Annotated in this window: 17 protein-coding genes and 2 tRNA genes; 13 read left to right on the top strand and 6 right to left on the bottom strand. The window is 59.6% G+C overall.

From position 1 onward, the window contains the following. Positions 1-48 precede the first annotated feature (48 nt). From SFHG_RS00245 to SFHG_RS00200, 10 genes are all read left to right on the top strand, one after another. On the top strand, positions 49-1,761 hold the full coding sequence (locus SFHG_RS00245) for a glucose-6-phosphate isomerase (RefSeq protein ID WP_042432073.1): 1,713 nt from the start codon (positions 49-51) through the stop codon (positions 1,759-1,761). Between the two features lie 110 nt (positions 1,762-1,871). Beyond that, entirely contained in the window at positions 1,872-4,325 is a 2,454-nt protein-coding gene (hypF, locus tag SFHG_RS00240; protein ID WP_042432070.1) for a carbamoyltransferase HypF, read from the top strand. A 73-nt stretch (positions 4,326-4,398) separates the two neighbouring features. Further along, positions 4,399-4,647, top strand: a complete 249-nt coding sequence (locus tag SFHG_RS00235) for a HypC/HybG/HupF family hydrogenase formation chaperone (protein WP_042432068.1) — start codon at positions 4,399-4,401, stop codon at positions 4,645-4,647. A gap of 90 nt (positions 4,648-4,737) precedes the next feature. Further along, positions 4,738-5,871, top strand: coding sequence for a hydrogenase formation protein HypD (gene hypD / locus SFHG_RS00230; RefSeq protein ID WP_042432066.1), 1,134 nt, complete (start codon positions 4,738-4,740; stop codon positions 5,869-5,871). A gap of 941 nt (positions 5,872-6,812) precedes the next feature. After that, a complete protein-coding gene (locus tag SFHG_RS00225) occupies positions 6,813-7,961 on the top strand; it encodes a serine/threonine protein kinase (protein ID WP_042432063.1) in 1,149 nt (382 codons plus the stop codon). A gap of 256 nt (positions 7,962-8,217) precedes the next feature. After that, positions 8,218-9,351, top strand: a complete 1,134-nt coding sequence (locus SFHG_RS00220; RefSeq protein WP_042432061.1) for a DMT family transporter — start codon at positions 8,218-8,220, stop codon at positions 9,349-9,351. Positions 9,352-9,397: 46 nt separating this feature from the next. Further along, positions 9,398-9,985, top strand: a complete 588-nt coding sequence (locus SFHG_RS00215; protein ID WP_042432058.1) for a hypothetical protein — start codon at positions 9,398-9,400, stop codon at positions 9,983-9,985. 229 nt (positions 9,986-10,214) lie between these two features. Then, the gene (locus SFHG_RS00210) at positions 10,215-11,543 is read left to right on the top strand and encodes an MFS transporter (protein WP_042432056.1); all 1,329 of its coding nucleotides are present in this window, start codon (positions 10,215-10,217) and stop codon (positions 11,541-11,543) included. 357 nt (positions 11,544-11,900) lie between these two features. Further along, a complete protein-coding gene (locus tag SFHG_RS00205; protein WP_042432053.1) occupies positions 11,901-13,250 on the top strand; it encodes an MFS transporter in 1,350 nt (449 codons plus the stop codon). 119 nt (positions 13,251-13,369) lie between these two features. Continuing rightward, the gene (locus SFHG_RS00200; RefSeq protein ID WP_042432051.1) at positions 13,370-13,957 is read left to right on the top strand and encodes a TetR/AcrR family transcriptional regulator; all 588 of its coding nucleotides are present in this window, start codon (positions 13,370-13,372) and stop codon (positions 13,955-13,957) included. 426 nt (positions 13,958-14,383) lie between these two features. On the opposite strand, the gene SFHG_RS00195 is transcribed toward SFHG_RS00200, so the two are convergent. Continuing rightward, positions 14,384-15,823, bottom strand: coding sequence for a basic amino acid/polyamine antiporter (locus SFHG_RS00195; RefSeq protein WP_042432048.1), 1,440 nt, complete (start codon positions 15,821-15,823; stop codon positions 14,384-14,386). 216 nt (positions 15,824-16,039) lie between these two features. Beyond that, entirely contained in the window at positions 16,040-17,257 is a 1,218-nt protein-coding gene (arcA, locus tag SFHG_RS00190; RefSeq protein ID WP_042432045.1) for an arginine deiminase, read from the bottom strand. Positions 17,258-17,707: 450 nt separating this feature from the next. On the opposite strand from arcA, the gene SFHG_RS00185 reads away from it, so the two are divergent. From SFHG_RS00185 to SFHG_RS00175, 3 genes are all read left to right on the top strand, one after another. Beyond that, positions 17,708-18,676: a helix-turn-helix transcriptional regulator gene (locus tag SFHG_RS00185; RefSeq protein WP_148514770.1), complete on the top strand. Its 969-nt coding sequence runs from the start codon at positions 17,708-17,710 to the stop codon at positions 18,674-18,676. Between the two features lie 174 nt (positions 18,677-18,850). Next, positions 18,851-20,104 (top strand): Nramp family divalent metal transporter, encoded by a 1,254-nt coding sequence (locus SFHG_RS00180; protein WP_042432042.1) that lies wholly within the window; start codon positions 18,851-18,853, stop codon positions 20,102-20,104. 327 nt (positions 20,105-20,431) lie between these two features. Next, positions 20,432-22,111, top strand: coding sequence for a flavodoxin family protein (locus SFHG_RS00175; RefSeq protein ID WP_042432040.1), 1,680 nt, complete (start codon positions 20,432-20,434; stop codon positions 22,109-22,111). A 224-nt stretch (positions 22,112-22,335) separates the two neighbouring features. Here SFHG_RS00175 and SFHG_RS00170 read toward each other — a convergent pair. The 4 genes from SFHG_RS00170 to SFHG_RS00155 all read right to left on the bottom strand — a co-directional run bounded on the left by SFHG_RS00170 (position 22,336) and on the right by SFHG_RS00155 (position 23,676). Further along, positions 22,336-22,411 (bottom strand) — tRNA-Arg (locus SFHG_RS00170). Between the two features lie 77 nt (positions 22,412-22,488). Further along, positions 22,489-23,154 (bottom strand): HAD family hydrolase, encoded by a 666-nt coding sequence (locus tag SFHG_RS00165; protein WP_042432037.1) that lies wholly within the window; start codon positions 23,152-23,154, stop codon positions 22,489-22,491. A 52-nt stretch (positions 23,155-23,206) separates the two neighbouring features. Next, positions 23,207-23,281 (bottom strand) — tRNA-Gly (locus SFHG_RS00160). A 128-nt stretch (positions 23,282-23,409) separates the two neighbouring features. Further along, positions 23,410-23,676: a helix-turn-helix transcriptional regulator gene (locus tag SFHG_RS00155; RefSeq protein WP_081468844.1), complete on the bottom strand. Its 267-nt coding sequence runs from the start codon at positions 23,674-23,676 to the stop codon at positions 23,410-23,412. Positions 23,677-24,074 lie beyond the last annotated feature (398 nt).

Genomic DNA, 24,074 nt, shown 5'->3' with positions numbered 1-24,074 from the left:
GCCACGGTTTGCTAGAATGCTGAATACTTACGCAGAAAGAAGGTGCTCATGCTGTCTGGAGATATGGAAAAGCTCTACCCCTCCGCCAAAACATTGGTGAAGGAATGCGTTGCCAGCCGCCTTCATGCGAAGGATGCAACGCTTTACGGCTTTTCCGACGAAGCGCAGGAATGCGCACAGAATTACATGGGGTGGACGGACCTCGCAACGAATCCGCCGTACCCGCTGCACGAGATTCAGGCATTTGCTGATTCCATCATCGCCCAGGGTTTGAAGTCCGTGGTGCTCATCGGCCAAGGCGGCTCCACCCAGGCGCCCATGACCATAACCAAGTACCACAAGCCGGACTCTTCCCTGGTGCGTTTCCGCACGCTTGATTCCGACTCCCCGGTCCGCGTGCGCGGCATCCTGTCGGAGATCGACCCTCGCACCACGCTGTTCATCGTGTCCTCCAAATCGGGCGGCACCATCGAGCCGCGCCTGGCGCTGCGCGCCGTTCGCGACGCTCTGGCCGACCAGATCTCGGACGAGGAAATGGTGCAGCATCTGGTTGCCATCACCGATCCCGGCTCCAAGCTCGAGCAGCAGGCTCGCGAGGAAGGCTGGGCTGCGGTGTTCTCCGGCGAGCCCACCGTGGGCGGCCGCTTCAGCGCCATGTCCGTGTTCGGCCTGCTGCCCGCCGCGCTCGTGGGCATCAACCTGCAGGAGTTCATGCAGCACGCCATCGAGGCAGAGCGCGCCTGCAGCGAGGACGCCATCGACAACCCGGCCATCGGCCTGGCCGCTTTCCTGTACGACAACTACGTGCAGGGCCGCAACAAGTTCAGCTTCCTCACGCAGAAGCGCGGCCGCGTGCTCGGCCTGTGGATCGAGCAGTTGGTCGCCGAGAGCGTCGGCAAGAACGGCCAGGGCATCCTGCCCAACATCGAGATCGACACGCTGCTGCTCAAGAAGGACCCGGGCGACCGCAGCGTCATCATGTACCAAACGAAGAACGACCTGTGGGACGAGCGCCACAACTTCGAGATGAGCCTGTCCTATATCGACCCCACCATCCCGCGCGCGGCGTTCAAGATCGAGTCCGTGTACGAGTTGCCCGAGCATTTCATCATGTGGGAGTACGCCATCGCCATGTGCGGCTACCTCATGAAGGTCTGCCCGTTCGACCAGCCCGACGTGGCGTCGGCCAAGGCCGCGGTGCTCGACATCCTGCGCGACGGCCAGCCCGAGCCCGACTATGTGCAGGACTTCATCGATGAGGTGCACATGGGTCAGGTCGAGGTGCGCCAGGCCCCGTGCTTCAAGGACTGCTCCGACGTGCGCGCATCGCTGCGCGCGCTGCTCGCCAGCATCCAACCTGGCGACTTCTTCGCGCTCAACGCCTTCCTCCCGTTCACGGGCGAAGGTCGCCGCGAGGCGCTCGAGACTATCCGCCACGGCGTGGCCGAGAAGCGCCGCGTGGTGTCGTGCCTTGAAGTCGGCCCGCGCTATCTGCACTCCACGGGCCAGCTGCAGAAGGGCGGCCCGAACTGCGGCGTGTTCCTCATCCTGTCGGCAGACGAGCTGAAGGACATCCCGCTGAAGGAAGAAGCCGAAAGTCTGGGCTCCTTGGCGAAGGCGCAGGCCTCGGGCGACCTGGTCACGCTCGCAAGCCGCGGTCGCCGCTGCGTGCATCTGCATCTGCCTGATAACTCGGGCGTCACCTTGCGCGCGCTTGCGGAAGTGGTGTGCGACATCTTGGAAGAGCTGCAGCAGGCATAAAGCCCCTCGGCTCAATGGCTGAAACCCAACGCGCGTCGGCAATCTCGCCGACGCGCGTTTTTTGGAATCGGCCGGCGGAAAAACGTAAACCTTAAATGAAAGGGCGTCGTATGATCGAAGCGCTCGACATACAGGTAAAAGGCATCGTGCAAGGGGTGGGCTTTCGCCCCTTCGTGTATCGTTTGGCGAAAAAGTACCAGCTCAACGGCTGGGTGCTCAATGCTGTTGAAGGCGTGTTCATCCACGCCGAGGGCGAGGCGAACCTGCTGGACAAGTTCGTCACCGAGCTGCATATGAACCCCCCGTCTGCCGCGAAGGTCAAGGAGATCGACCTCAAGGAGGCGCCGCTGGAGGGGTTCAACTCGTTCGACATCCGCTTCTCCGACGATCACGACGCCCAGCAGACCACGCTGGTTTCCCCCGACCTCGCCACCTGCGACGACTGCCTGGACGAGCTGTTCAACCCCTCAGACCGCCGCTATCGCTATCCGTTCATCAACTGCACGAACTGCGGCCCGCGCTTCACCATCATCGGGTCGTTGCCCTACGACCGCCCCGCAACGTCCATGAAGGATTTCCCCATGTGCCCGCGTTGCGCTGCCGAATACGCCGACCCGCTCGACCGCCGCTTCCATGCGCAGCCCGACGCCTGCTGGGATTGCGGTCCGCACATCAGCTGGGTGAACCTTGCGCAAGGCCGGCAGGAGCCGCAGTGGGGCAATACCCGCGAGGAATCCGACGCCATCTTCGCGGAAGCGGTCAAGCTGCTGCTCGACGGCGGCATCGTCGCGGTGAAGGGCCTCGGCGGCTTCCATCTGGTGTGTGACGCCTCGAACCCCGATGCGTTGGCGAAGCTGCGCCAACGCAAACGCCGTCAGGGCAAGGCGTTCGCCGTCATGGTTGCGGGCGCGGCCGACGCGCGTCGCGTGTGCCATGTCGACAAGGCGGAGCAGGGCGCGCTGGAATCCACTAAGCGCCCCATCGTGCTGCTGCGCAAGCGTGCCGAGGCGCAGTTCGCCGCCGGTCTGGCCGACAACCTTCCCGAGCTGGGCGTCATGCTGCCTTGCACGCCCGTCCAGCATCTGCTGCTCCACGATTTCGCGGAGGCGCTGCGTGCCCAGCAGGGTGATTCCGCGCTTCCCATGCTGGTCATGACCTCGGGAAACCTGCATAACGAACCTATCGTCACCGACGACGATCAGGCGCTGTCCAAGTTCGCCGGCATCGCCGATGCCGTCCTGGGCAACAACCGTCGCATCCTGTCGCGCTACGACGACTCGGTGCTGCGCGTGGTGCGCGTAGGCGACGAGCAGGCCATCCAGTTCGTCCGCCGCGCCCGCGGCTTCGCCCCGCTGCCCATCGCGCTCGATTGCCCCGAGGCGCAGCCCAAGCAGGAAACCCTGCTGGCCACGGGCTCGGAGCAGAAGGCCACGTTCACCTTGGTGCGCGCCGCCGCGGCCGACGACCAGCGCCCCGACGCGTTCGTCTCGCAGCACATCGGCGATGTTGAGAACGCGGAAACCTACGACGCCTGGCTCGAGGCCGAAGACCGTTATCGCCAGCTGTTCCAGGAAACGCCGCGCCGCCTCGCCTGCGATGCGCATCCCGAGTACCTCGCAAGCAAATGGGCCCGCGAGCAGGCGCAACGCAACAACCTGCCTTTGACCGAGGTGCAGCATCACCATGCGCACATCGCCTCGGTGCTGGGGGAGAACGGGCTGTTCGGGCCCGTGTGCGGCATCGCGTTCGACGGCACGGGCTACGGCGCCGACGGTCGCGTGTGGGGTGGCGAGGTCCTGCTCGCCAACCAGCAGGCCTACGAGCGTTTCGCCAACTTCGCCTACGTTCCCATGCCCGGCGGCGCCGCGGCGGTGCGCAATCCGCTGCGCATGGCGTACGGCGTGCTGTACGAGTTCAATCTGCTGGAGCATCCCGGCGCCGCCGATGCGCTGCTGGCGTTGGGCGACCAGGCCGAGGTGTGCGACCAGATGATCGAGCGCGGCCTGAACACGCCCTACACCTCCTCGGTCGGGCGCCTGTTCGACGCGGCCAGTGCCCTGCTCGGCGTGTGTCGCCAGCCGTCCTACGACGGCCAGCCGGCCATCGAGCTCGAGGCGGCCATGGGCGCGGTCCCCGAGGGGTTGCCGGCCACCGACGCCTACCATATAGATGTCGTGAAGAATACGGCCACCGAAACCAGCACTGCGCTCGATACGTCGGTCCTGCTGTTCGACGCGGCGCCGGCGTTCAAGGCGCTCCTCGACGACATCGCCTCCGGCGTTCCCGTGGCAACCATCGCGCGCCGCTTCCACGATGCGTTCGTGAACGCCATCGTTATGGCTGCTCAGCTGGTGCAAAGCCTGTACGGCATCACTACGGTGGCGCTGTCGGGCGGCGTGTTTCTCAACCGCTACCTGCTCGAGCACGCCGTGCCGGCGCTGCAGGGCAGCGGCTTCACGGTGGCGCTCAACCGCGACCTGCCGCCCAGCGACGGCTGCATCTCCTACGGGCAGGCTGTGGTAGCATGGGCAGCAAGACAAACGGACGAGACGGCGGGGAAGTAGCAGCTCGGAAGGCGTGCAAGCGCCTGGCGGCGCATCCCCAAAACGTCTCATCATGGAAGGAAGAAGGCAGCGAATGTGCCTAGCTATTCCCGCGAAGATCGCGCAGCTTGACGGCGACGGCATGGCCACGGTGGACATTCTCGGCGTCACGCGCAGCGTGTCCATCGACCTCACGCCGCAGGCGGGCGTCGGCGATTTCGTGCTCGTGCACGCCGGCTTCGCCATCGAGGTTGTCGATCCCGACTACGCGCAGGAAACCATCGACCTCATCAAGGAGTTCCCCGACCTGGCGGGCGACGAGCTGCCCGCCGCCACGGCGTAGGCAACGCCCAACCGGCCGATCGCTTGCAGCCTTCCGGCGCGCAGGCGGTCGGCTTTTCGCATTTCGCCCCTCGTACCAAGGAATCTCATCATGCAACCCCAGAACATACATCGCAGCCGCACGGTCGACGCCGGCACCATGCAAAACGAGCTGGCGGCGTTCAAGGACCCGAAGCTCGCCCGCGGCCTCATCGAGTCCATAGGCAAACTCGCGCCGGAAGGAGGCGCTACGCTCATGGAGGTGTGCGGCACGCACACCGTGGCCATCGCGCGCAACGGCATCCGCAACCTCATGCCCGACAGCGTGCGCCTCTCGTCCGGCCCGGGCTGCCCCGTATGCGTCACCTCGAACCGCGATATCGACGCCGTCATCGCCCTTGCCCGCACCCCCAACGTGACCATAGCCACGTTCGGCGACATGACGCGCGTGCCCGGCAGCACGTCGAGCCTGCTCAAAGAGCAGGCGGCAGGGCGCAGCGTGCAGATCTGCTACTCGCCGCTGGACGCGCTGGCCCTGGCGAAGGCCAACCCCGATCGCCAGATCGTGTTCGTGGGCGTGGGCTTCGAGACCACCACGCCGCTGGTGGCCATGGCCATCAAGCGCGCCGCGGCCATGGGCCTGAAGAACTTCAGCGTGTTCGCCGCGCACAAGAACATGCCCGGCGCCCTGGAAACCCTGGTGAAGGACCCGGACCTCAAGCTGGACGCGCTCATCCTGCCAGGTCACGTGGGCACCATCACGGGCACCAAACCCTTTGAGTTCCTAGCGAAGGAATACGGCATCCCCGGCGTGGTCACGGGCTTCGAACCCGTCGACGTGCTCCAGGGCATCGCCATGATTATGCGCCAGCTGCACGAGGGAAGGGCGGAGATAGAGATCGCCTACGCCCGCGGCGTCATGCCGCAGGGCAACCCCGTGGCCCTGGCCGCCATCGACGAGGTCTTCGAAACCTGCACCGCCACCTGGCGCGGCCTGGGCGATATCCCCGGCAGCGGATACCGCATCCGCGAGGAGTTCGCGCAATTCGACGCGCTTAAACGTTTCCAGCCGGAAATCGAGCCCACCATCAACCCCAAGGGCTGCCGCTGCGGCGACGTCCTGCGTGCTCGCATGGAGCCCAGCGATTGCCCGCTGTTCCGCAAGGTGTGCACGCCCGAGAACCCCGTCGGCCCATGCATGGTCAGCAGCGAGGGCAGCTGCGCCGCCTACTATAGGTACTATTAAAGCGAAACCGGGAACATCGTCGCATCAGAGGGCGGCGCAGCAAGCAAGCTGCGCCGCCTTTTTGCGTAGCGGGGCGGGTAATCGGCCCGAACACAGCCTCGGGAAGCGTTGCGGTGTCGAATAACGACGGCTATGCCCTTCAATGACGGCAGCCGAGTTTCCAGAACGGGCTACAGGTCGGATTGCGAGTCGAGGATCGAACGCATCGCGCAATCGCGAAGTCTCATACGGAGCTCCAGCCGGCTAAAAGCGACCAAGGTGGCGAACGATACCGTAGACCTGTCCTTTTATCGACTGTGCACCGTCCATATCACGAAACGGGAAGCATGAAAACGGTCAAATAACGGCAATATCTGCTGCTTAAGCGAGTGCTCAAGCAGCAAAGCCTCAGATCAAGAACGAAAAGCCGTTAAGTGCTTCAGGAAAACCGTTCGCGGCCTCTAGGCGAGGATTGCTACGCAGATGCAATAACAGAAAACCGATAGACCAAGGTTATCAGAGGGCGCTTTTCCCATTGGTTGTGCAAATATGAGCGCTCTGGCGAAACATAGACTTGACCATATAAATGCATGCAAATTCGATTCGTACCGATAATCATTCGTGCAAATCGGTTCAATCAAGGAAAATATCCAATAATCGGACGAAAAATGCATAAACGAGTATTTCGGCTGTGTTACAGATTTTTGTGCAGCTGAACAATGAACTTGTGCAAAGTGCCTGAAAATACGTGTAAATGACCTATTGCAGGCGCACAACTCTGGTGTTATAAATATCTCGTCGGCAAAACCGGAACACGAAATGAAACGAACTTACAGGGTTGCCAAGTGATCTTTCCCTCTTAGCGAATTTCAAATCAAAAGGCCGGTTGAGCCAAAGGGTACACAATAGGTAGTGTGCATCGTCGAAGGTGTAGGAAGCACCTTCAAAGAAAGGAGACAGTCATGGCGAAGATTGTCAACTCTTGGAACGACTGGGATCCGTTGAAGCGCGTCATCGTTGGCCGCTGCGATAACTCCATGATCCCGCCCGAGGAGCCCGCAACCTCTGAGAAGGTGCCGGTTGACTCCGAGATGCGCGGCATGTGGGGCCTGCGCCCGCTGCGCACCGTCGAGCGTGGCAACGAGTGCCTCGAGAACCTGGTCAAGGCCGTTGAGGAGCGCGGTGTCGTCGTCGACCGCCCGACCCCTCTGCAGTGGAACCAGGCCATCGGTACGCCGGACTTCCGCAACGATTCCATGATGACTTGCATGCCTCCGCGCGACATCCTGCTGACCGTCGGCAACGAGATCATGGCTTCCGCCAACTCCTTCCGCTGCCGTTACTTCGAGTACCTGGCCTACTGGCCGCTCATGAAGCAGTACTTCGATGAGGATCCCGAGTTCCTGTGGACCCAGGCTCCCCGTCCTCGTCTGACCGACGCTTCCTACAAGCACAACTACTACGACGAGAAGATCACCCTGGAAGAGCGCCTCGTCCGTACCGCCAACAAGGACTTCGTGACCACCGAAGTCGAGCCGATGTGGGACGCCGCTGACCTCATGCGCATGGGCAAGGATATCTTCATCCAGCATGGTCTGACCACCAACCGCACCGCCATGGAGTGGTTCCAGCGCTACTATCCCGAGTATCGCATCCATGCCATGAACTTCCCGGGCGACCCGTACCCGATCCACATCGACGCCACCTTCGTGCCGCTGCGTCCGGGCCTGATCATCAACAACCCGCATCGTCATCCTGCCGAGGGCCAGAAGGAGATCTTCGAGGCCAACGATTGGCAGATCGTCGACGCCGCTCAGCCTGCTCATGACGAGCCGCCCGCGCTGTGCTACAGCTCCGTGTGGCTGTCCATGAACTGCCTGGTTCTGGATCCCTCCACGGTCATCGTTGAGGCTTCTGAGGTCCACGAGCAGGAGCAGATGGACCAGCTCGGCATGAACGTCATCCCCGTTGACCTGCGCGACGCCTATCCGTTCGGTGGCGGCCTGCACTGCTCCACGGCTGACGTTTACCGCGAGGGCGAGTGCCTCGACTACTTCCCGAACCGCGTCAAGGACTGCACGCTCATCCACCCGGAGATGTGGGAGGACTAGGCTATCGGCCTAAATCAGAATCTACTTCGGTAGAACTCTGAACATGTAATAGAAAGGGGGCCTGGCAAGACAAGTTCAGCCAGGTCCCCTTTTTTTAGTTCGCCTTCCAATCCAGTCAACAAGGGTTTTCGATTCGACCGGACAGGATCGAGCTTAGATAGGGGTATCAAAACAAGCACGACCTAGTTTGGTCAGAACCGAAATTGGGTGAATTGGAGGCACCTGTACATGCTACTGGTTTTTTAAGGAGGAACCAATGGCAGACGAAATCAACACTAAGGGCCAGGGGGATGGCTCTCAAGACTATCAGATGAATCGCAAAATCGGCACTATCTTCATGCTGATTTCTGCAACGGGCATGGGTCTGGTGCCGCTGTTCAGCCGCTGGGGTACGCGTACCGACATGTTCGACGCTACCCAGGGTTTGAACGGCTCCGACTCCATCGGCGCAATTATGGCGCTTGGTCGCATGGCCATGGGTGTGCTGTTCTTCGTGATTCTCATGGTTGCCACCCATAAGGTAACCACTTTCAAGAAGCTTAAGCTTACTCCCGCAATCGCACTGGGTGGCTTGATGATCGGCATGTCCCTGGCATGCTACGTCACCTCTACGCTGATGACCACCGTCGCGAACGCCGTTATGTTCATCTACACCGGCCCGGTTATCTGCGTGTTGCTGGCTCGTATCTTCCGTAAAGAGCCGATGAGCCCGCTGCAGTGGGTATGCCTCTGCGTCGTGTTCGTTGGTATGCTGTTCGGCGAGAGCCTCCTCGGCTTCGGCGTCGGCGGCAACGTCTTCGGCCTGGACTTCAACCTGGCCCCCTCCACTCCGGAATTCCCGCAGAAGATGGTTGGCGACATCTTCGGTCTGCTGTCCGGCGTGTTCTACGGCGCTTCCATGTTCTTCAACGGCTACCGCAAGGATGCTGACACCACCGCACGTGGTGTGTACAACTTCATTTTCGCCGTTATCGGTGCAGGTGTTATCGCTATCCTGATGAACGTTGTCGGCATGGCTACGGGCCAGACCAACTGGATTACCGAGATTCACTTCACCGCCTTCAACTGGGTGGGTGCCGTGCTGCTGTGGATCGTTTGCGGTCCTATCGCTCTGGGCTGCCTGCTGGTCGCTGGCCGCAACCTGCCGGCAATGGACTACAGCACCATCGCCTACTGGGAGGTTCCTGTCGCTCTGTTCATTGGCCTGGTTGTGTTCAGCGAGCCCGTTACGCTCAACACTGCAATCGGTATCATCTTGATCGTTGGCGGCGGCGCATTCCCGACCGTCAAGGCCATGATCCAGGGTTCCAAGATGGAGAAGCAGCAGCAAGTTGCTGAGAATCTGTCTGAACGCCTCGCCGAAGAGGCTGCCAAGGAGGAGGAGCGCTAGCATCTGCTAGTGCCGGACGTAGGTGCCTTTGAAAGGAGGCTGCGTCATGAAGGTTACGAATCGCTTAACCCATATCGCAACGAAGGTTGACTTTGAAGCCGCAATGACCGAGGACCAGCTGAAGGCTGCGTTCGAGGCAAAGGGCATCGCCGGGTTCCCCGCAATGCTCGACATCAAAGAGCGTACGGAGGAGCATGTCCAGTTCATCGCGCTTGATGACCTGCTGGCGTTTGCCAAGGCTTCCGGTGTTGCTGCCGTCACGTATGACGTTACGTATTTCCCGCATGCTGATCAGGGCGAGGTTGAGCGCCAGCTCAAGCAGCTCGGTCACGACCTGGAAATCAGCGCTGAAGTCATCAAGGACGTGTGCGCAACCGAGATTCAGGAGTATCTGGATCTTGATGCCAAGCGTGATGTGGCGGTTCCCGTCCATAGCATCGTCGAGTGCTATGTCAACGGTACGGCTTTCGCGTGGTATGGCCTGAACGACTATCCTCGCCTGAAGGGTGTTGTGCTGCAGAAGCTCGCCCGTGGCGGCCAGAAGGCAAAGCATGACTTCATCATGCGCGCCAGCCGTGCTCAGGTTGACCTGATGGACGAGGACGACATTCCCGCGGACGTTGTTTTGCGGTAATAGCTAATTATGGTGGACTGTGCTTATATAAGGGAAGGTGCAGTCCACCATTTTTTATCGGTAGCGGAACGTAAGTCATGAGGGATAGCGTTTCGCCTGATGAGGGCCTCTATGAAACGGCGAAATCATAGGAGGGGAGCCCTCGAAGAGGAGATTGTGATGGGGATATTCAATACTATTGGATTGGGTTCGTGCTCGAGCGATCTGAAATGGTTCCAGGGTGATTTCCATGAAAGATAACGCTCGGTTCGACGCGGAAAAGAGCAAGACCGTACGCAAAGTGGCAACGGCGTCATTTTTCTGCAACTTCATTGAATGGTTCGACTATGCCACGTATTCGTACTTCGCGGTTGTTATCGCGCAAGTGTTCTTTCCGAACGATGATCCTGCGTTAGCGTTGATTCAAACGTTTGCAGTGTTCGCTTTGTCGTTCTTGCTTCGTCCTATCGGTGCTATTTTCTGGGGCAACATGGGCGACAAGAAGGGCCGTAAATGGTCGCTGACTGTTTCGGTCTTCATGATGGCCGGTGCCACGTTCTGCATCGGCTTGCTTCCCGGGTATGCTGCCTTGGGCATTTGCGCTCCGGCTTTGCTGCTTCTGCTCCGCATGATCCAGGGCTTCTCCGCTTCTGGCGAGTATGCGGGTGCGGCAACGTTCTTGGCCGAGTATGCGCCCACGGACAAACGTGGCATGTATTGCTCTATCGTTCCCGCTTCCACGGCCATTGGCTTGCTGGTCGGCAGCGCTTTTGCGACTGTTATGTACACCATCATGCCGGAAGCTGCGGTGAACGAGTGGGGCTGGCGCATCCCGTTCATCCTTGCCGGTCCTTTGGGTATCGGCGCGTATTTCGTGAACATCCAGCTTGAGGATTCTCCTACGTACCAGGCGATGCAGCGTGCGCTCAAAGACGCTGAGGCTTCTGGCGCCGCCGGTGCTCCGGAGCGTCCGATTCACTGCCTGTTCACGAAGCATCTGCGCAAGCTCATCATCTCCATCGGCGCTGCAATGCTGAACGCCGTTGGCTTCTATGTGGTGCTTACCTACCTTCCGGTATACCTGGAGACGGCCGTCATGATGCCGAAGAACGAGGCGTCGTTGATCACCACCATCGCGTTGGTAACCTACGTCGCTTTCATTTTTGCGAGCGGGCATCTGTCCGACAAGTTCGGTCGCAAGAAGATGTTGATCACCGCATGTGTGTGCTTCATCGTCTTCACCATTCCGGCGTTCATCCTGATGAGCACTGCGAATTTCGTGACTGTCCTGGTGGTCGAGCTGATTATGTGCTTGATCCTCACCATCAACGACGGTACCCTTTCCAGCTACTTGAGCGAGACGTTCCCCACCCAAGTGCGTTACTCGGGCTTTGCCCTTAGCTTCAATATGGCTAACGCGCTGTTCGGTGGCACGGCATCGTTCATCTGCACGTCGCTGATCACGGCGACGGGCTCCACCCTTGCTCCTGCGTTCTATATGGTTGCGGTTTCCTGTGTAGCGCTGGTTGCCATGATCATGTCGCATGAGCACTCGAACAAGGATTTGTCCGAGATTTAGAGAGGTTCGATTAGGCGATTAAGGACTCCTCCTACCGCGATCGCCTGGTCATAGCAGGCAAGTTGTTGAAGAATTATTAATTTGGGATCGCGTTTTGCCGACGCGTTTACTTGAGACGATTCTTCATCGGGCTACGTTGCCGAAAGGTAACAACTTGCCTGCAAATGGCTAACATTGATAAGCGCACGGTATCATCTTCTTATCCGCCAGTGCATAGGTGGGGCCGGATTCGGCCCCACCTAGAGGGTAAGGAGGTTGAAATGCGAAACAACATCGCTTCAAGGGGAGGCGATGAACTGCCGTGTGCTGCAGTCGGTTTCAGTCTCAAAGCCGCTGCACTGTTCTTAGGGGAAAATCATGAATGCTGACCAACCGAGACCGATTCAGAACGAAACCGAACTTTCCGAGGCTGAAAAGCATAAAACGCTGAAGAAGGTTGTGTTCTCCTCGTTCCTGGGCAACTTCATCGAGTGGTTCGACTATGCCAGCTACTCCTACCTTGCCACCGTCATCGCTTTGGTGTTCTTCCCGGGCGAAGACAAAATGGTCTCAACTATGATGACGTTCGGCGTGTTCGCGCTGGCGTTCTTGGTCCGTCCTCTCGGTGCCATCTTCTGGGGCAACATGGGCGATAAGAAGGGCCGCAAATGGGCTCTGTCCATCTCCATCCTCATGATGTCCGGCGCCACCTTCCTTATCGGCTGCCTGCCCGGTTACGCCGTAATCGGCGTTGGCGCCCCGCTGCTGCTCCTGCTTATGCGCATGGTGCAGAGCTTCTCTGCTTCCGGTGAATATGCCGGCGCTGCCACGTTCATTGCCGAGTATTCGCCGAAGAACCACCGTGGTTTCTACTGCTCCATGGTTCCCGCCTCCACGGCCGTTGGCCTGCTGGTGGGCTCCCTGTTCGCTACCTGGATGTTTAACACGTTCGGCGCCTCGTCCGACTTCGTGGTGAACTGGGGCTGGCGTATCCCGTTCTGGCTGGCTGGTCCTCTGGGCTACATCACGCACTACATCCGCGAGCATCTGGAAGATTCCCCGGTGTATGCGAAGATGCAGGCCGAGCTTGCCGAGAAGGGCATGAAGAGCGAAGACAAGCCGATCCGCACCCTGTTCAAGAAGCACTTCCGCGTGCTGGCCATCTCCTTCGGCGCATGCGTGCTGAACGCTGTGGGCTTCTACGCTGTTCTGACCTACCTGCCGAACTACCTTGAGGCTACGCTGAACTACGATCCGGGTCAGGCGTCCATCATCACCACCATCGTGCTGATCGTCTACATCGGCTTCATCTTCCTGTCCGGCCGCATCTCCGACAAGTTCGGTCGCAAGAAGATGCTCATCGCGGCTGCCGCGGGTTTCGTGATCTTCACCATCCCCGCGTTCTGGCTACTGAACACGCTGGACTTCTTCACCATCCTGGTGGTCGAGCTGGTCATGTGCCTGCTGCTCACCATCAACGACGGCACGCTTTCCAGCTACCTGTGCGAGACGTTCCCGACCGATGTGCGTTACTCCGGCTTCGCGTTGAGCTTCAACCTGGCTAACGCCATCTTCGGCGGTTCCGCTTCCTACATCTCCTTCGCCCTGATCAACTTCACGGGCGACCCGATTGCTCCTGCGTACTACATGGTATTCATCGCCGTTCTGGCCCTGGGCGCCATGATCGCATCGCACGAGCACACCGGCAAGGACCTGTCCGAGGTGTAATGCGTCCGAGCATAACGGCAATCCAAAGATTTGCCTGATGAATGCCGCTCGAGGGTCTACCCTCGAGCGGCATTTCCTTTACAATAGGACCATTGGGTTTTTGCGTAAAGGAGACCGATGTGAGTGAGGCGAATCAAACCCCTAAATCGTTGAAGGCTCAGATCACGCGCACGTCGCTTGTGCTTGCCGCTGCGGCACTTTTGCGCGAACAGGGCCCGAAGGCAGTCACGTATCGTAAAGTTGCGCAATGGGCGGGGGCCGCATCCTCATCGGTTGGATATTATTTCGAATCTACCAATCAGCTTCTGTATGAGGCCGGTCGTTACAACATCCAGCTTTGGGCCGAGCGTGCTGAAAATGCCGCGGCCACGGCCGAGTCCATGGATCAGGCCGATTGCCGTAAGCATTTGATCAACCTGCTCATCAGCGCCAGCCTGCCCGATGATTCCGTTAATCCTGCCGCTCACTACATGCAGTTGCTTGCCGCATCCGAGTCCGAGGACGTTACCGAGGCGTATCGCAACGGTCGCGTGCAGCTTGACCAGGCGGTAGGGCGGATCCTTAAGCATGCGGGCGTGGGGATGCCTGCGCATGTAGTGGGGGTCGTCGTCGACGGAGCGGCCGTCGCGGCAATCTCCGAAGGCCGTGAAGTCAGGGAAATCGCAGCCGAACTCTTGGAGAGCCTTGTGGCGGCGTACGAGGGCTAGGGTATGTTTGCGCGTTGACTCGCGGGCCTGTCCTGTCGTGTGTGGTCTGGATACATGCAAAACATTGCGATGCTTGCTCGGTCTGGTCCGCAATAAGAGCATCGTTCCAGTGTGCAAGGATTAGGGAAGTGCTATTTGCGCTGACTCGCAGGTCTGCTTAAGCGCTTGCGAAGTTTCGGTCCTGGTGCGACGAAACGATGAGTGCCTATGCGTTCTCGTTTCGCAATGTGAATAGCTGCGATCCGCATTGGGATGCTATCCAGGGTTTCTTTGACAAGTGCTTACGAGTTCCTGCTCCGCAATGCTTGTAGTTTGGTTAAGCGGCTATCTGGTGTCACCGTGCTCTGAAATACGCTGAAACATGAAAAAGACCCGGACCATATGGTCCGGGTCTTTCTGCATCTTGCGAAGGAGGGGGGATTTCGCTTAGATGCCGATCACGCCCATGCCGACCAGCACCAGGGCTGCGACGCCGAGTGCGGACACAACGCCCATGCCGACCTTCTCGCCGTTCGTCAGAGCGTAGCCGCGGTCCTTGCGAGCCTTGGCGTACACGAAGAAGCCGGGGATGTAGCCCACGCAGGTGAGCAGCAGGAACGACCAGCCGTTGTACAGCACGCCGACAACCTGGAAGGCCAGGGCGATGACGCCGATGGTGATCTGGGCCGCGTTCTTGTCCTCCTTGGCGGAGAACTTGATCTGGTACAGCGCGATGAAGGCCCAGGTGATCACGATGGAGACGGTGCACATGCTGAAGGCGAAGTTGTAGGCATCCTCGCTGAACATCAGCACGATCAGGAACACCTGAATGCAAGCGCCTACGAGCAGCAGGCTCATCTGCGGAGCGCCCTTGCTGTTCAGCTTGCCCCAGGACTCGGGGAGCAGGTGACGCTCGGCCATCTCGGAGGTGGTCTCAGCGGGCAGCATGGTGAAGGACAGCCAAGCACCTGCAACGCCCACGATGATGGCGATGCTGATGAACGCGCCGCCCCAGCCGGGAGCCATGGAATCGAACACGTAGAGCATTGCGGGGTAGTCGAGCTGAGCGATCTCGGTGTAGCTCATGTAGCCGTAGGGGAGCACGGAGCAGCCGATGTAGATGAGCAGCAGGCAGATCAGGCCGATAACGGTAGCCTTGCCAACTTCGTGCTTGTTACGGGCACGGGAGCTCATGACTGCTGCGCCCTCGATGCCGATGAACACCCACATCATGATGATCATGCAGTTCATGACCTGCTCGAACAGACCGCCCATGCTGGCGGCGTCGGCGCCCATCTCGCCAGCGGCGACGGCGTTGTTGTACACGTTGCCCCAGAAGTCGGCGGTGAAGATGCCGGCGTTGAACATGAAGATGGCGAAGATCAGGAAGATGCCCAGGGAGGCAACCTTCGCAACCATGACGATAGCGTTCAGGAAGGAAGCGCTCTCAACGCCGCGGATGACCAGGAAGGTCAGCGCCCACATGAACAGCGAGGCGACGATTACGCACGGCAGGGTGTTGCCAGGGAGGAAGGTGGGGAAGAAGTAGCCCAGCGTGGACATCATCATCGTGGCGAACGCGATGTTGCCCAGCCATGCGGACAGCCAGTAACCCCAGCCGGAAATGAAGCCGGCAAGCGGACCGAAGCCCTCCTCGGCGTACTGGAAGATGCCCTTGAGCTCGGGCTTCTTGGCGCCCAGGTTGTTCAGCGACAGGGCAAGGGCGGCGAAGCCGATACCGACGACGGCCCAGGCCACCAGCACGGCGCCGGGGCTGGCAACGCCTGCAAGCTGGCCGGTGATGGCGAACACGCCGGAACCGATGCAGGAACTGACGACCATGCCGATCAGCCCGAACAGGCCGATACCTTTAGCTTTCTCGCTCATGATTTCCCTCCTTAGTAGAAATCAATCGTTTGGTTTCGCCACTGGACTCCGCTCGTTTAGCCGGACATACCGAACCTGCTTACGGTGGCGAATCCCGTTTACAGGCTCAAACGGAACGCAGAGGCGAAACCGATGGAAACAGCGGGCAGCGCGTCGTTTCGCAAGCTGCCCAAAAGGGAGGCCGATCGATCCGGCGGCCTCCCTTTATAAAAACGATTAGTCCTCGCGCACGACCGGCATGCTCATGCAGCGCGGGCCGCCACGGCCGCGGGACAGCTCGGCCGAGGGGATCTCGATGACGTCGATGTTGTTCTTGCGCAGCACGGCGTTCGTGACGTCGTTGCGCTCGTAAACAACCACGCGACCGGGAGCGATGCACAGCGTGTTGGAGCCGTCGTTCCACTGCTCGCGCTCGGCGGCGATACGGTCGCCACCGCCGCAGGGGATCAGCGTCACCGGCATGCCGATGTACTTCTCCAGGATCTGCTCGAGCGGGGCGTTGATCTCATGCACCTTGATGCCGTCGCCTTCGGGCGTGATCTCGAACACGGACAGCGGGCCCATGATGCCGGGATGGATGGTGAACTTGTCCACGTCGATCTGGGTGAACACGGTGTCCAGGTGCATCATGGCGCGGTTGTTCGGGATGTTGAACGCCAGGATAGTGTCGACCGGGGAGGTGGGGTCGTTGAAGATGTTGTGGGCGATGCCGTCGATGGCGTCGGGCTCGGTGCGCTGGGAGATGCCGATGGCCAGCACGTGCTCGTTGATGTTGAGGATGTCGCCGCCCTCGATGTGGAAGGTGTTGTAGCGGCTGTAGTACTGCGGGGTGCCCTGGAAGTCCGGGTGATAGTTGAAGATGTACTCGCCGTAGATGGTCTCACGGTTGCGGGTGACGGAGTACATGCGGTTGATGGAGACGCCGTTGCCGATCATCGCGAAGGGGTCGCGGGTGAAGTACAGGTTCGGCATCGGGGCGACGACCATCTTGGAGGCCTCGGACACCAGGTCGACCAGCGAGTTGGACTTGTCGGTGTGCAGCTCGGTGAGGTTGATGCCCTCCATGGTCTTCAGAACGAAGTCCTTGGCGTCAGGGTAGTTCTCCTGCATGTAATCGAAGATGATCTTGCGATAACGCTCGGTCTTGATGCCGGCTTCGTCGATCCACTGCAGCAGGAACTTCTCGCGCAGCTCGGGGTCGGCGGCCAGAACCTCGGCCGTCAGATCCTCCAGGTACACGACCTCGACGCCGTTGTCGCGCAGGGCCTGTGCGAAGGCGTCGTGCTCCTCTTGGGCAACCTTCAAGAACGGGATGTCGTCGAACAGCAGCTCCTCGAGCGTGTTCGGGGTGAGGTTCAGCAGCTCCTTGCCGGGACGGTGCAGCAGCACCTTCTTGAGCGGCTTGATCTCGCTTTTGACGTTCACGCCAGCCATTGCAAACCTTCTTTCGTCTCGTGGGATGAAGACTATCTTCGCCGTGCAAGCCTTCCAGCGCTTCTTGGCCTAACGCTTTGGGCTTGCGAGTGGGGCGTTTTCGGTGCCCCGTTCCGTTGACTCCACTTTGCAACCTCCACGTAAAATCCGGAAGGTCTAACGCGGATTTAACGACCCCTGTTTAGAGGTGGAACCAAGGACTATCGCAAAGCGAAACTTCCTAAACCCGCGATAAACCCCTGATGGAGAGCTTGTGGTATGGTATGGGGAAAACCTGGTAAATCGAGTCGACTCTCTTCGGTTTAGTTGACTTCGGCGCTCATCGTTTCTGTAAACAGGGTGGCGAATCGGGGTTGAGGGTAAAATGGGTGCGGGTAAGTGATTACAATACCGAGGATTGCCTTGGCCGGCTGCGGGAGGCTGGCGGCAAAGCGTTCTACGGAGGGGCCTGTGGAGCTTGCATTGTTCTATTACACGCTGCTGATGCTGCTCGTTTCCATTTTGGTGGCGGCGGTGTGCTTGTCCTCGTATCTGGTGTCGCGCAAGAAGACCATGCTGTTCCTTTCGGTCGCCTTCGCGTTCTACTTCTTCGACATTTCCTTGGTGTTTCAAGACGAGTTCATCGTCCGCTCAAGCGGGGATACGCTCACCTCCGGATATCTCCTCGTCCGTTCGCTTGCCTCGGTGTTGACCGGAGGCGGGTTCGTCACTGCGTTCTGGGTCTTGCTTTGCGACTATCTGAACGAAGCGCGCCGCAGCATGTTCGCGGTACCGCCGGCGGTTTTCGCGATCGCCAGCATTGCCACGCTGGTGGTTCTTCCCGATGGTGATGTGCAACGCTTCTGGTTCTGGTCCATACGCCAGTTCTATATGTATTGGATCCTGCTGTATGCGGGATATAGCTTCTTGCGTCAGAAAGATGACGCCGAGCGCGCCCGCATGTGGCGGCATCGGGGCCTGTATGCGGTGGCATGGGTACTGGGCCTGATCGTGTTGGCCGAGGATGCCGCTTCCTTCCTGGTGCTGGACTTGCCGTCGGTTAACCTGGGCTTGATCATCTTCAGCGCCGAGCGCAGCTATGCCGAGAATCTGCTGATGCTGGTCATCGGCGTTGCCGCGGTGCGCAACGGGGTTCGTATGCTTTCGCTTCGTTTCGAGCGTCCTCCTGCGCAGGGTGGTAGCAAGCAGCAGGAGCAGCAAATCGTCGAGAACCTGAACGTGTTCGCCACGCGCCATAAGCTCTCCCAGCGCGAGCGCGAGGTGCTTTACCTTATCCTGCTGGGCAAGGATAACCAGAACATCGCATCCGAGATGTCGCTGGCGCTTTCCACGGTGAAGGTGCACGTGCACAACATCTTGAAGAAAACGGGCGATGCCAGCCGACAGGAATTGATCCAAAACTTCTGGAAGATGTCGTAAGGCGCGCGCCGGTTTCGCCGTCCGTCCCTGAAAACCTACCCTCCACCGTCGCTGGACCGCGTGCTGTGTTACGGCCGTGTATCGAAACGGCGTCACAAACGCTTTCGCATGCTAAAGTGTCCCTCATATACCACAAGGAGGGGCGGGGATGCCCCGGTAGGAAAGGAGGGAACGATGGCAAGCTCGATTACCGAGAAACTGAAGAACATCGGCCCCGGTGCTTTGGTCGCAGCTGGTTTCGTCGGTCCTGGCACGGTCACCACGTGCACGGTCTCTGGTGCAAGCTATGGCTTCACCATGTTGTGGGCGCTGCTGTTCGCCACCGTTGCGACTATTATCTTCCAGGAGATGGCGGCCCGTATCGGCATCGTCACGCAGGAGGGTCTGGGTGAGAACATCCGCGATCGCATTTCGCATCCGGTGCTGAAGTGGATTGCAATCGTGATTGTTATCATCGCCATCTTCATCGGCAACACCGCATATGAGACGGGCAACATCACGGGCGGTATCTTGGGCATCCAAGCGGTGGTCAATGTTCCCATGATCCCCATCGTCATCGTGTTGGGCATTTTGGCTTTCGCCGCCATGTGGGTCGGTTCTTACAAGCTGGTCGAGAAGATCCTCACGGGCATCGTCATCTTCATGGGCCTGGTGTTCCTTATCACCGCTTTCGCTTCTCCTGTCGACTGGGGTGCTGTCGCGGCCGGTCTGTTCACGCCTTCTCTGCCCGAGGGCCAGGCTGGTGCCAAGGGTATCCTGACCGCCGTGGGCCTGATCGGTACCACCATCGTGCCGTACAACCTGTTCCTGCATGCTTCCGGCGCATCCGAGCGCTTTAAGGATCCCGAGCAGATCGCCGACGCACGTTTCGACTGCGTTCTGTCCATCGGCCTGGGCGGTATCATCTCCATGGCCATCCTCGTCTGCGCTGCGGCTAATATGCACGCTGCCGGCATCACCGTCACCAACGGCAAGGACATGGCCGTCGCCTTGCAGCCGCTGCTGGGCAACTGGGCCACGGTGCTCATCGGCGTCGGTCTGCTGGCTGCCGGTTTCTCCAGCGCCATCACCGCTCCGCTTTCCGCTGCTTACGCCGTCAACGGCGTGCTCGGCTGGGGCAAGACGCTGAAGGACCTCAAGTTCAAGGTCGTGTGGGTCATCGTGCTGGTGGCTGGCTGCTTGATGGCCGTGCTGCTGGGCAAGAGCCCCACGGAGCTGATTCTGGTGGCTCAGGCGGCCAACGCCATTCTGCTGCCTATCATGGCGTTCTTCGTGATGTACGTTGCCAACGGCAAGAGCCTGGGCAAGTGGCGCAACCATGCGTTCTCCAACATCTGCGGCGTCATCTTCATCTGCATCACGCTGTTCATGTGCTGGCGCAATATGTCCAGCTTCCTGACCACGCTGCAAACGCTTATCGGCGCATAGCGGCTTCGGCAACGGAAAGCATGTGCAAGGGCCTGTCGGACGAAAGTCCGACAGGCCTTTTTCATCGTTGGGATGTGCTCGGCTTTACCTGCTTATCACCCCTCGAGCCTCTTTCGGCATCCTGTGGACCGCATATACTGATAGGGTGCAAAAGGAACGGCTTTCACGCGGCGACTGCGCCTCTTCGCAGGCAAACCTAGTTTGGCTGCGAAGGTCGCAAAGCCCGTGCCAGCCCGTGCTGGAAGACGGCCGCAGGTTCGGCTGAAGAAGCTGGCAGGGATGTATCGACTGGGTATGGCGATGCGCCGCCGAAGTAAGGAGCGCCCGATGAATATTCTGGCAATCAACGGCAGCCCTAAGGGTAAACGTAGCAATACCTGGCGCTTGACCAGCGCTTTCCTCGATGGAATCATTGCTTGGGAAGAAAACGGGCGCAAACAGGCGCCGGCAATCGAAACCCTTAACGTCAACGCGCTCGATATCAAGCCTTGCCTAGGCTGCTTTTCCTGCTGGAGCAAGACGCCGGGCATGTGCTGCATCCATGACGACATGCAGGCGGTCATCGAGAAGATCTTATGGGCCGACGTCATCATCTGGAGCTTCCCCTTGTATTACTTCGGGCTGCCCGGCCAGCTGAAGAACCTGATCGACCGCCAGCTTCCCATGTCGCTGCCCTTTATGAGCGCGGAAACGGAAAGCGGCGGGCATCCTTCCCGCTACGACATGAGCGGCAAGCGCACGGTGGTGGTCTCGACCTGCGGTTTCTATACGGCGAAGGGCAACTACGACTGCGTGACCAGCTTGTTCGATCGGCTTTGCGGGAAGGGTGATTACGCGGCGATCTTCTGCGGGCAGGGCGAGCTGTTCAGGGTGAAGGAGCTGGCGGATCGCACCAACGAGTACCTTTCCTGGGTTCGGAAGGCTGGGGAGGAGTTCGCTTCCGGCGAAATATCGGGGGAGACCCGCGATAAGCTTGATCGGAACCTGTTCCCGCGCGATGTCTTCGAGGCGATGGCGGATGCCAGCTGGGGGGTTGGCGAGTCGGGCGAAAAGGAAGACCCTAGCCTGGTGTTCACCCGGCAGATGGCGGCCTTGTATCGTAAGCAGGCATGGCCGGGGCGGGATATCGCGCTCGACATGAACTATACCGATATCGGCAAGACTTACCGCATCGTCCTCGAGGAAAGTGGGAGCCGTGTTGAGACGGAACCCGCTGAAGGCTTCTCTGCGGGTTTCACCACGCGCATCAACACGCCTTTGAGTGTTTGGCGCTCGATCGCCAGCGGGGAGATCGCCGGCGACGAGGCGCTTATGAAGCATCTGTACTCGGTCGAGGGCGATTTCGATCTGATGATGCGTTGGGATGATTATTTCGGCGCAGCGAGCGGTGCGGATGGCGGCGAAATGGATGCTGGCGAATCGGACGCCGTTGCGGGCGGAGGCCCTGCCGCGGGCGCGAACGCAAGCGAGCCGAAAACCAATATGCTGCTGCTTTTGATTCCTTGGATCGTCTTTTGGGTTGCGGCTGCAATCGATGGCTTCTGGGGAAGCTTGGTCAGCATTGCGGTATGCGTCTTGCTGCCCGTTCTGATGCGACGGACGAAGGCGACCGTGTACGACCAGGTTTCCGCTCTGGCAGTTGCAGCGTGCTCCATCGCGTTGCTGACGGGAGCGCACCCTGCCCTGGTCATTCCGGCGTCGTACTTCCTGTTCGGGGCGATGTGGACAGTCACCTGCTTTGCCGAAGTGCCGCTGACCGCGCATTACTCGAAGAACAGCTACAACGGGGAAGCGGCATTGCGCAATCCGATCTTCATGAGGACGAACCGCATCCTGACCGCGGCGTGGGGCGTGCTGTACTTGATCACGCCCATCTGGACGTACTTCATCATGCAAACGGATGCAGCCAGCTTCGTCGGCGCGATCAACTCCATCCTCCCCGCGCTGATGGGCGTGTTCACCGCCTGGTTCCAAAAGTGGTATCCCCGGCACATCGCGCGTGGGTAGCCGAGATTTGGGAATCGAAGAGTTGTGGGGCAGCGCCCTTGAGGCTACCTTGCCCGTGCGTGTACCTGCGCTTTCGCCTGAGCGCGAAGGGCGCTTCTCGGTCTATTGATAATAGTTGCGGGTAGTTTCGAGCGGATTCTCCCCGGCGCATCCGCTTTGCCGGGAAATGAGGCCTCTCAGGAAATGAAAAGGCCATCGGCTTGAGCCGATGGCCTGGTGTTTCATGGTGCCCCAGATACGATTCGAACGTACGACACCCGCTTTAGGAGAGCGGTGCTCTATCCCCTGAGCTACTGAGGCGCGCACATCATTGTAGCATTAAACCTTTTGGCTCGATGCTCGCACATGCCAATATCACGGGTTAAGCTTCGCGGCTGCTACGCCCTCGCGAACTCAAGCAGCTGCGCAGGGTCGGAGATGATCGCGCCCGCCTGGGCCTCAACCAGGGTGCTCGCCGGGTTGTAGCCCCAGTCGACGCCGATCGCGTATGTTCCGGCATTGTGGGCAACGCGCATGTCGCCGGCCGAGTCGCCCACATAGGCGGTGCGCTCGGGAGCGCTACCCAACTCGCGGATGGTTCGCAGCAAGCCGGTAGGGGCGGGCTTGCGGGGAATGCCTTCGCATTCTCCATGTAGCACCTCGAAAAGGTCGGGGAGGAATCGCGGGATGACATCCTTCACGCCGCCCTCGTATTTGTTCGAGAGCACCGCAAGCTTGCATCCTCGCGCTTTCAGCTCGGCCAGCGTCTCAGGCATATGCGCGTAATGGCGTGTGCGAGCATGCCCGGTTTGGGGGTACAGTGCCTTCCAATATTCAAGCGCCTCGGCGCACACGGCGTCAGGGGTTCCTTCGGGAAGGGCGCGATAGATCAGGCGTTGCGCGCCGTCGCCCACGAAGCTGTGGATAGCAGCGTCGGTGTGGGTGGGGTAGCCGAAATGAGCGAGCGTTTCATTGGTGACGTGGATGAGGTCTGGCATAGTGTCCAGGATCGTTCCGTCCAGGTCGAAGATGAACGTGTCGAATACCGGATGCGATTCGGTCATCGTTGCCTCCTGAAAATGAAAACGACGGCTCTCGGCCGTCGTTGATGATCGATGGAGCGGGTGACGGGACTCGAACCCGCGAATGCGAGCTTGGGAAGCTCGTGCCTTACCACTTGGCGACACCCGCATACTTGGCAGGCGCTCCTTGCCATACCGTGTGGGCATTATAGCCTAAAACGCGCGAATGAGGGTAGGGAATGGTAAACGCATGCGAAATTCCCCACACCTAGGCATTGGCAACGCGATTGCACCGAATCATGAATGTGGATCGAACTGCCAATCAGGGGCTTTGCGCGGGATGGCGATGCTTGTCGGATCGAACCGCTCGAACAGCAGCTTCTCCGGCGTGGTCTCAAGCGCATCCGCAAGCTCTTCGACCATCGAAAGGCGGACATTCGCCGTGCCTTTCTCGATCTTGTTGAGCTGCGGTCTGCCGATGCCGACCATGGCGGCGAAGCAGGTCTTGTTGATCCGGCCCCGTTCACGAAGGCGCTTCACGTTGCGGCCGAGCGTGACGGCCATCTTCGGCTCGTCGCTCGGCGTATTCGCCAGCTCATTGATATGTGGGGCGGAAGTCTGCATGCATCGAGCGTAACGGCGCGATTACGCAACGCTGTAACCTGGCGGTTACGTTCCAGGAGATTTTTTCAAGAAAAGGAAGCGTTGCGACCTATATATATGAGTGGGAGAGCGCGAGTTCCCGTGAACACCCTGTTTCGGCCGCATGCCATTTTTATGGTTGTCAATCTGGGATGATACAATGCACGATGATTAATTGGGGCTTGGTGCACGGTTGTGGCCGTTCGTCAAGCCGCTGAAGGAAAGTTGAAATCGGGTAGCGTAGGCACCATGCCGGTGGGGAGCCGCATGGAATCTGTGCGGTGCGGAAGAAGGTAACGCATGCCCGAACGGACTGCTGT

Source organism: Senegalimassilia anaerobia JC110 (assembly GCF_000236865.1).
Classification (GTDB): domain Bacteria; phylum Actinomycetota; class Coriobacteriia; order Coriobacteriales; family Eggerthellaceae; genus Senegalimassilia; species Senegalimassilia anaerobia.
The sequence above is the reverse complement of the archived record's forward strand: the minus strand, read 5'-3'. Positions and strand labels throughout refer to the sequence as shown.

Bases quoted from the DNA above. Each gene is read 5' to 3' on its own strand.
- SFHG_RS00245 (WP_042432073.1), top strand. From the start codon at position 49: ATGCTGTCTGGAGATATGGAAAAGCTCTACCCCTCCGCCAAAACATTG.
- hypF (WP_042432070.1), top strand. From the start codon at position 1,872: ATGATCGAAGCGCTCGACATACAGGTAAAAGGCATCGTGCAAGGGGTG.
- SFHG_RS00235 (WP_042432068.1), top strand. From the start codon at position 4,399: ATGTGCCTAGCTATTCCCGCGAAGATCGCGCAGCTTGACGGCGACGGC.
- hypD (WP_042432066.1), top strand. From the start codon at position 4,738: ATGCAACCCCAGAACATACATCGCAGCCGCACGGTCGACGCCGGCACC.
- SFHG_RS00225 (WP_042432063.1), top strand. From the start codon at position 6,813: ATGGCGAAGATTGTCAACTCTTGGAACGACTGGGATCCGTTGAAGCGC.
- SFHG_RS00220 (WP_042432061.1), top strand. From the start codon at position 8,218: ATGGCAGACGAAATCAACACTAAGGGCCAGGGGGATGGCTCTCAAGAC.
- SFHG_RS00215 (WP_042432058.1), top strand. From the start codon at position 9,398: ATGAAGGTTACGAATCGCTTAACCCATATCGCAACGAAGGTTGACTTT.
- SFHG_RS00210 (WP_042432056.1), top strand. From the start codon at position 10,215: ATGAAAGATAACGCTCGGTTCGACGCGGAAAAGAGCAAGACCGTACGC.
- SFHG_RS00205 (WP_042432053.1), top strand. From the start codon at position 11,901: ATGAATGCTGACCAACCGAGACCGATTCAGAACGAAACCGAACTTTCC.
- SFHG_RS00195 (WP_042432048.1), bottom strand. From the start codon at position 15,823: ATGAGCGAGAAAGCTAAAGGTATCGGCCTGTTCGGGCTGATCGGCATG.
- arcA (WP_042432045.1), bottom strand. From the start codon at position 17,257: ATGGCTGGCGTGAACGTCAAAAGCGAGATCAAGCCGCTCAAGAAGGTG.
- SFHG_RS00180 (WP_042432042.1), top strand. From the start codon at position 18,851: ATGGCAAGCTCGATTACCGAGAAACTGAAGAACATCGGCCCCGGTGCT.
- SFHG_RS00175 (WP_042432040.1), top strand. From the start codon at position 20,432: ATGAATATTCTGGCAATCAACGGCAGCCCTAAGGGTAAACGTAGCAAT.
- SFHG_RS00165 (WP_042432037.1), bottom strand. From the start codon at position 23,154: ATGACCGAATCGCATCCGGTATTCGACACGTTCATCTTCGACCTGGAC.
- SFHG_RS00155 (WP_081468844.1), bottom strand. From the start codon at position 23,676: ATGGCCGTCACGCTCGGCCGCAACGTGAAGCGCCTTCGTGAACGGGGC.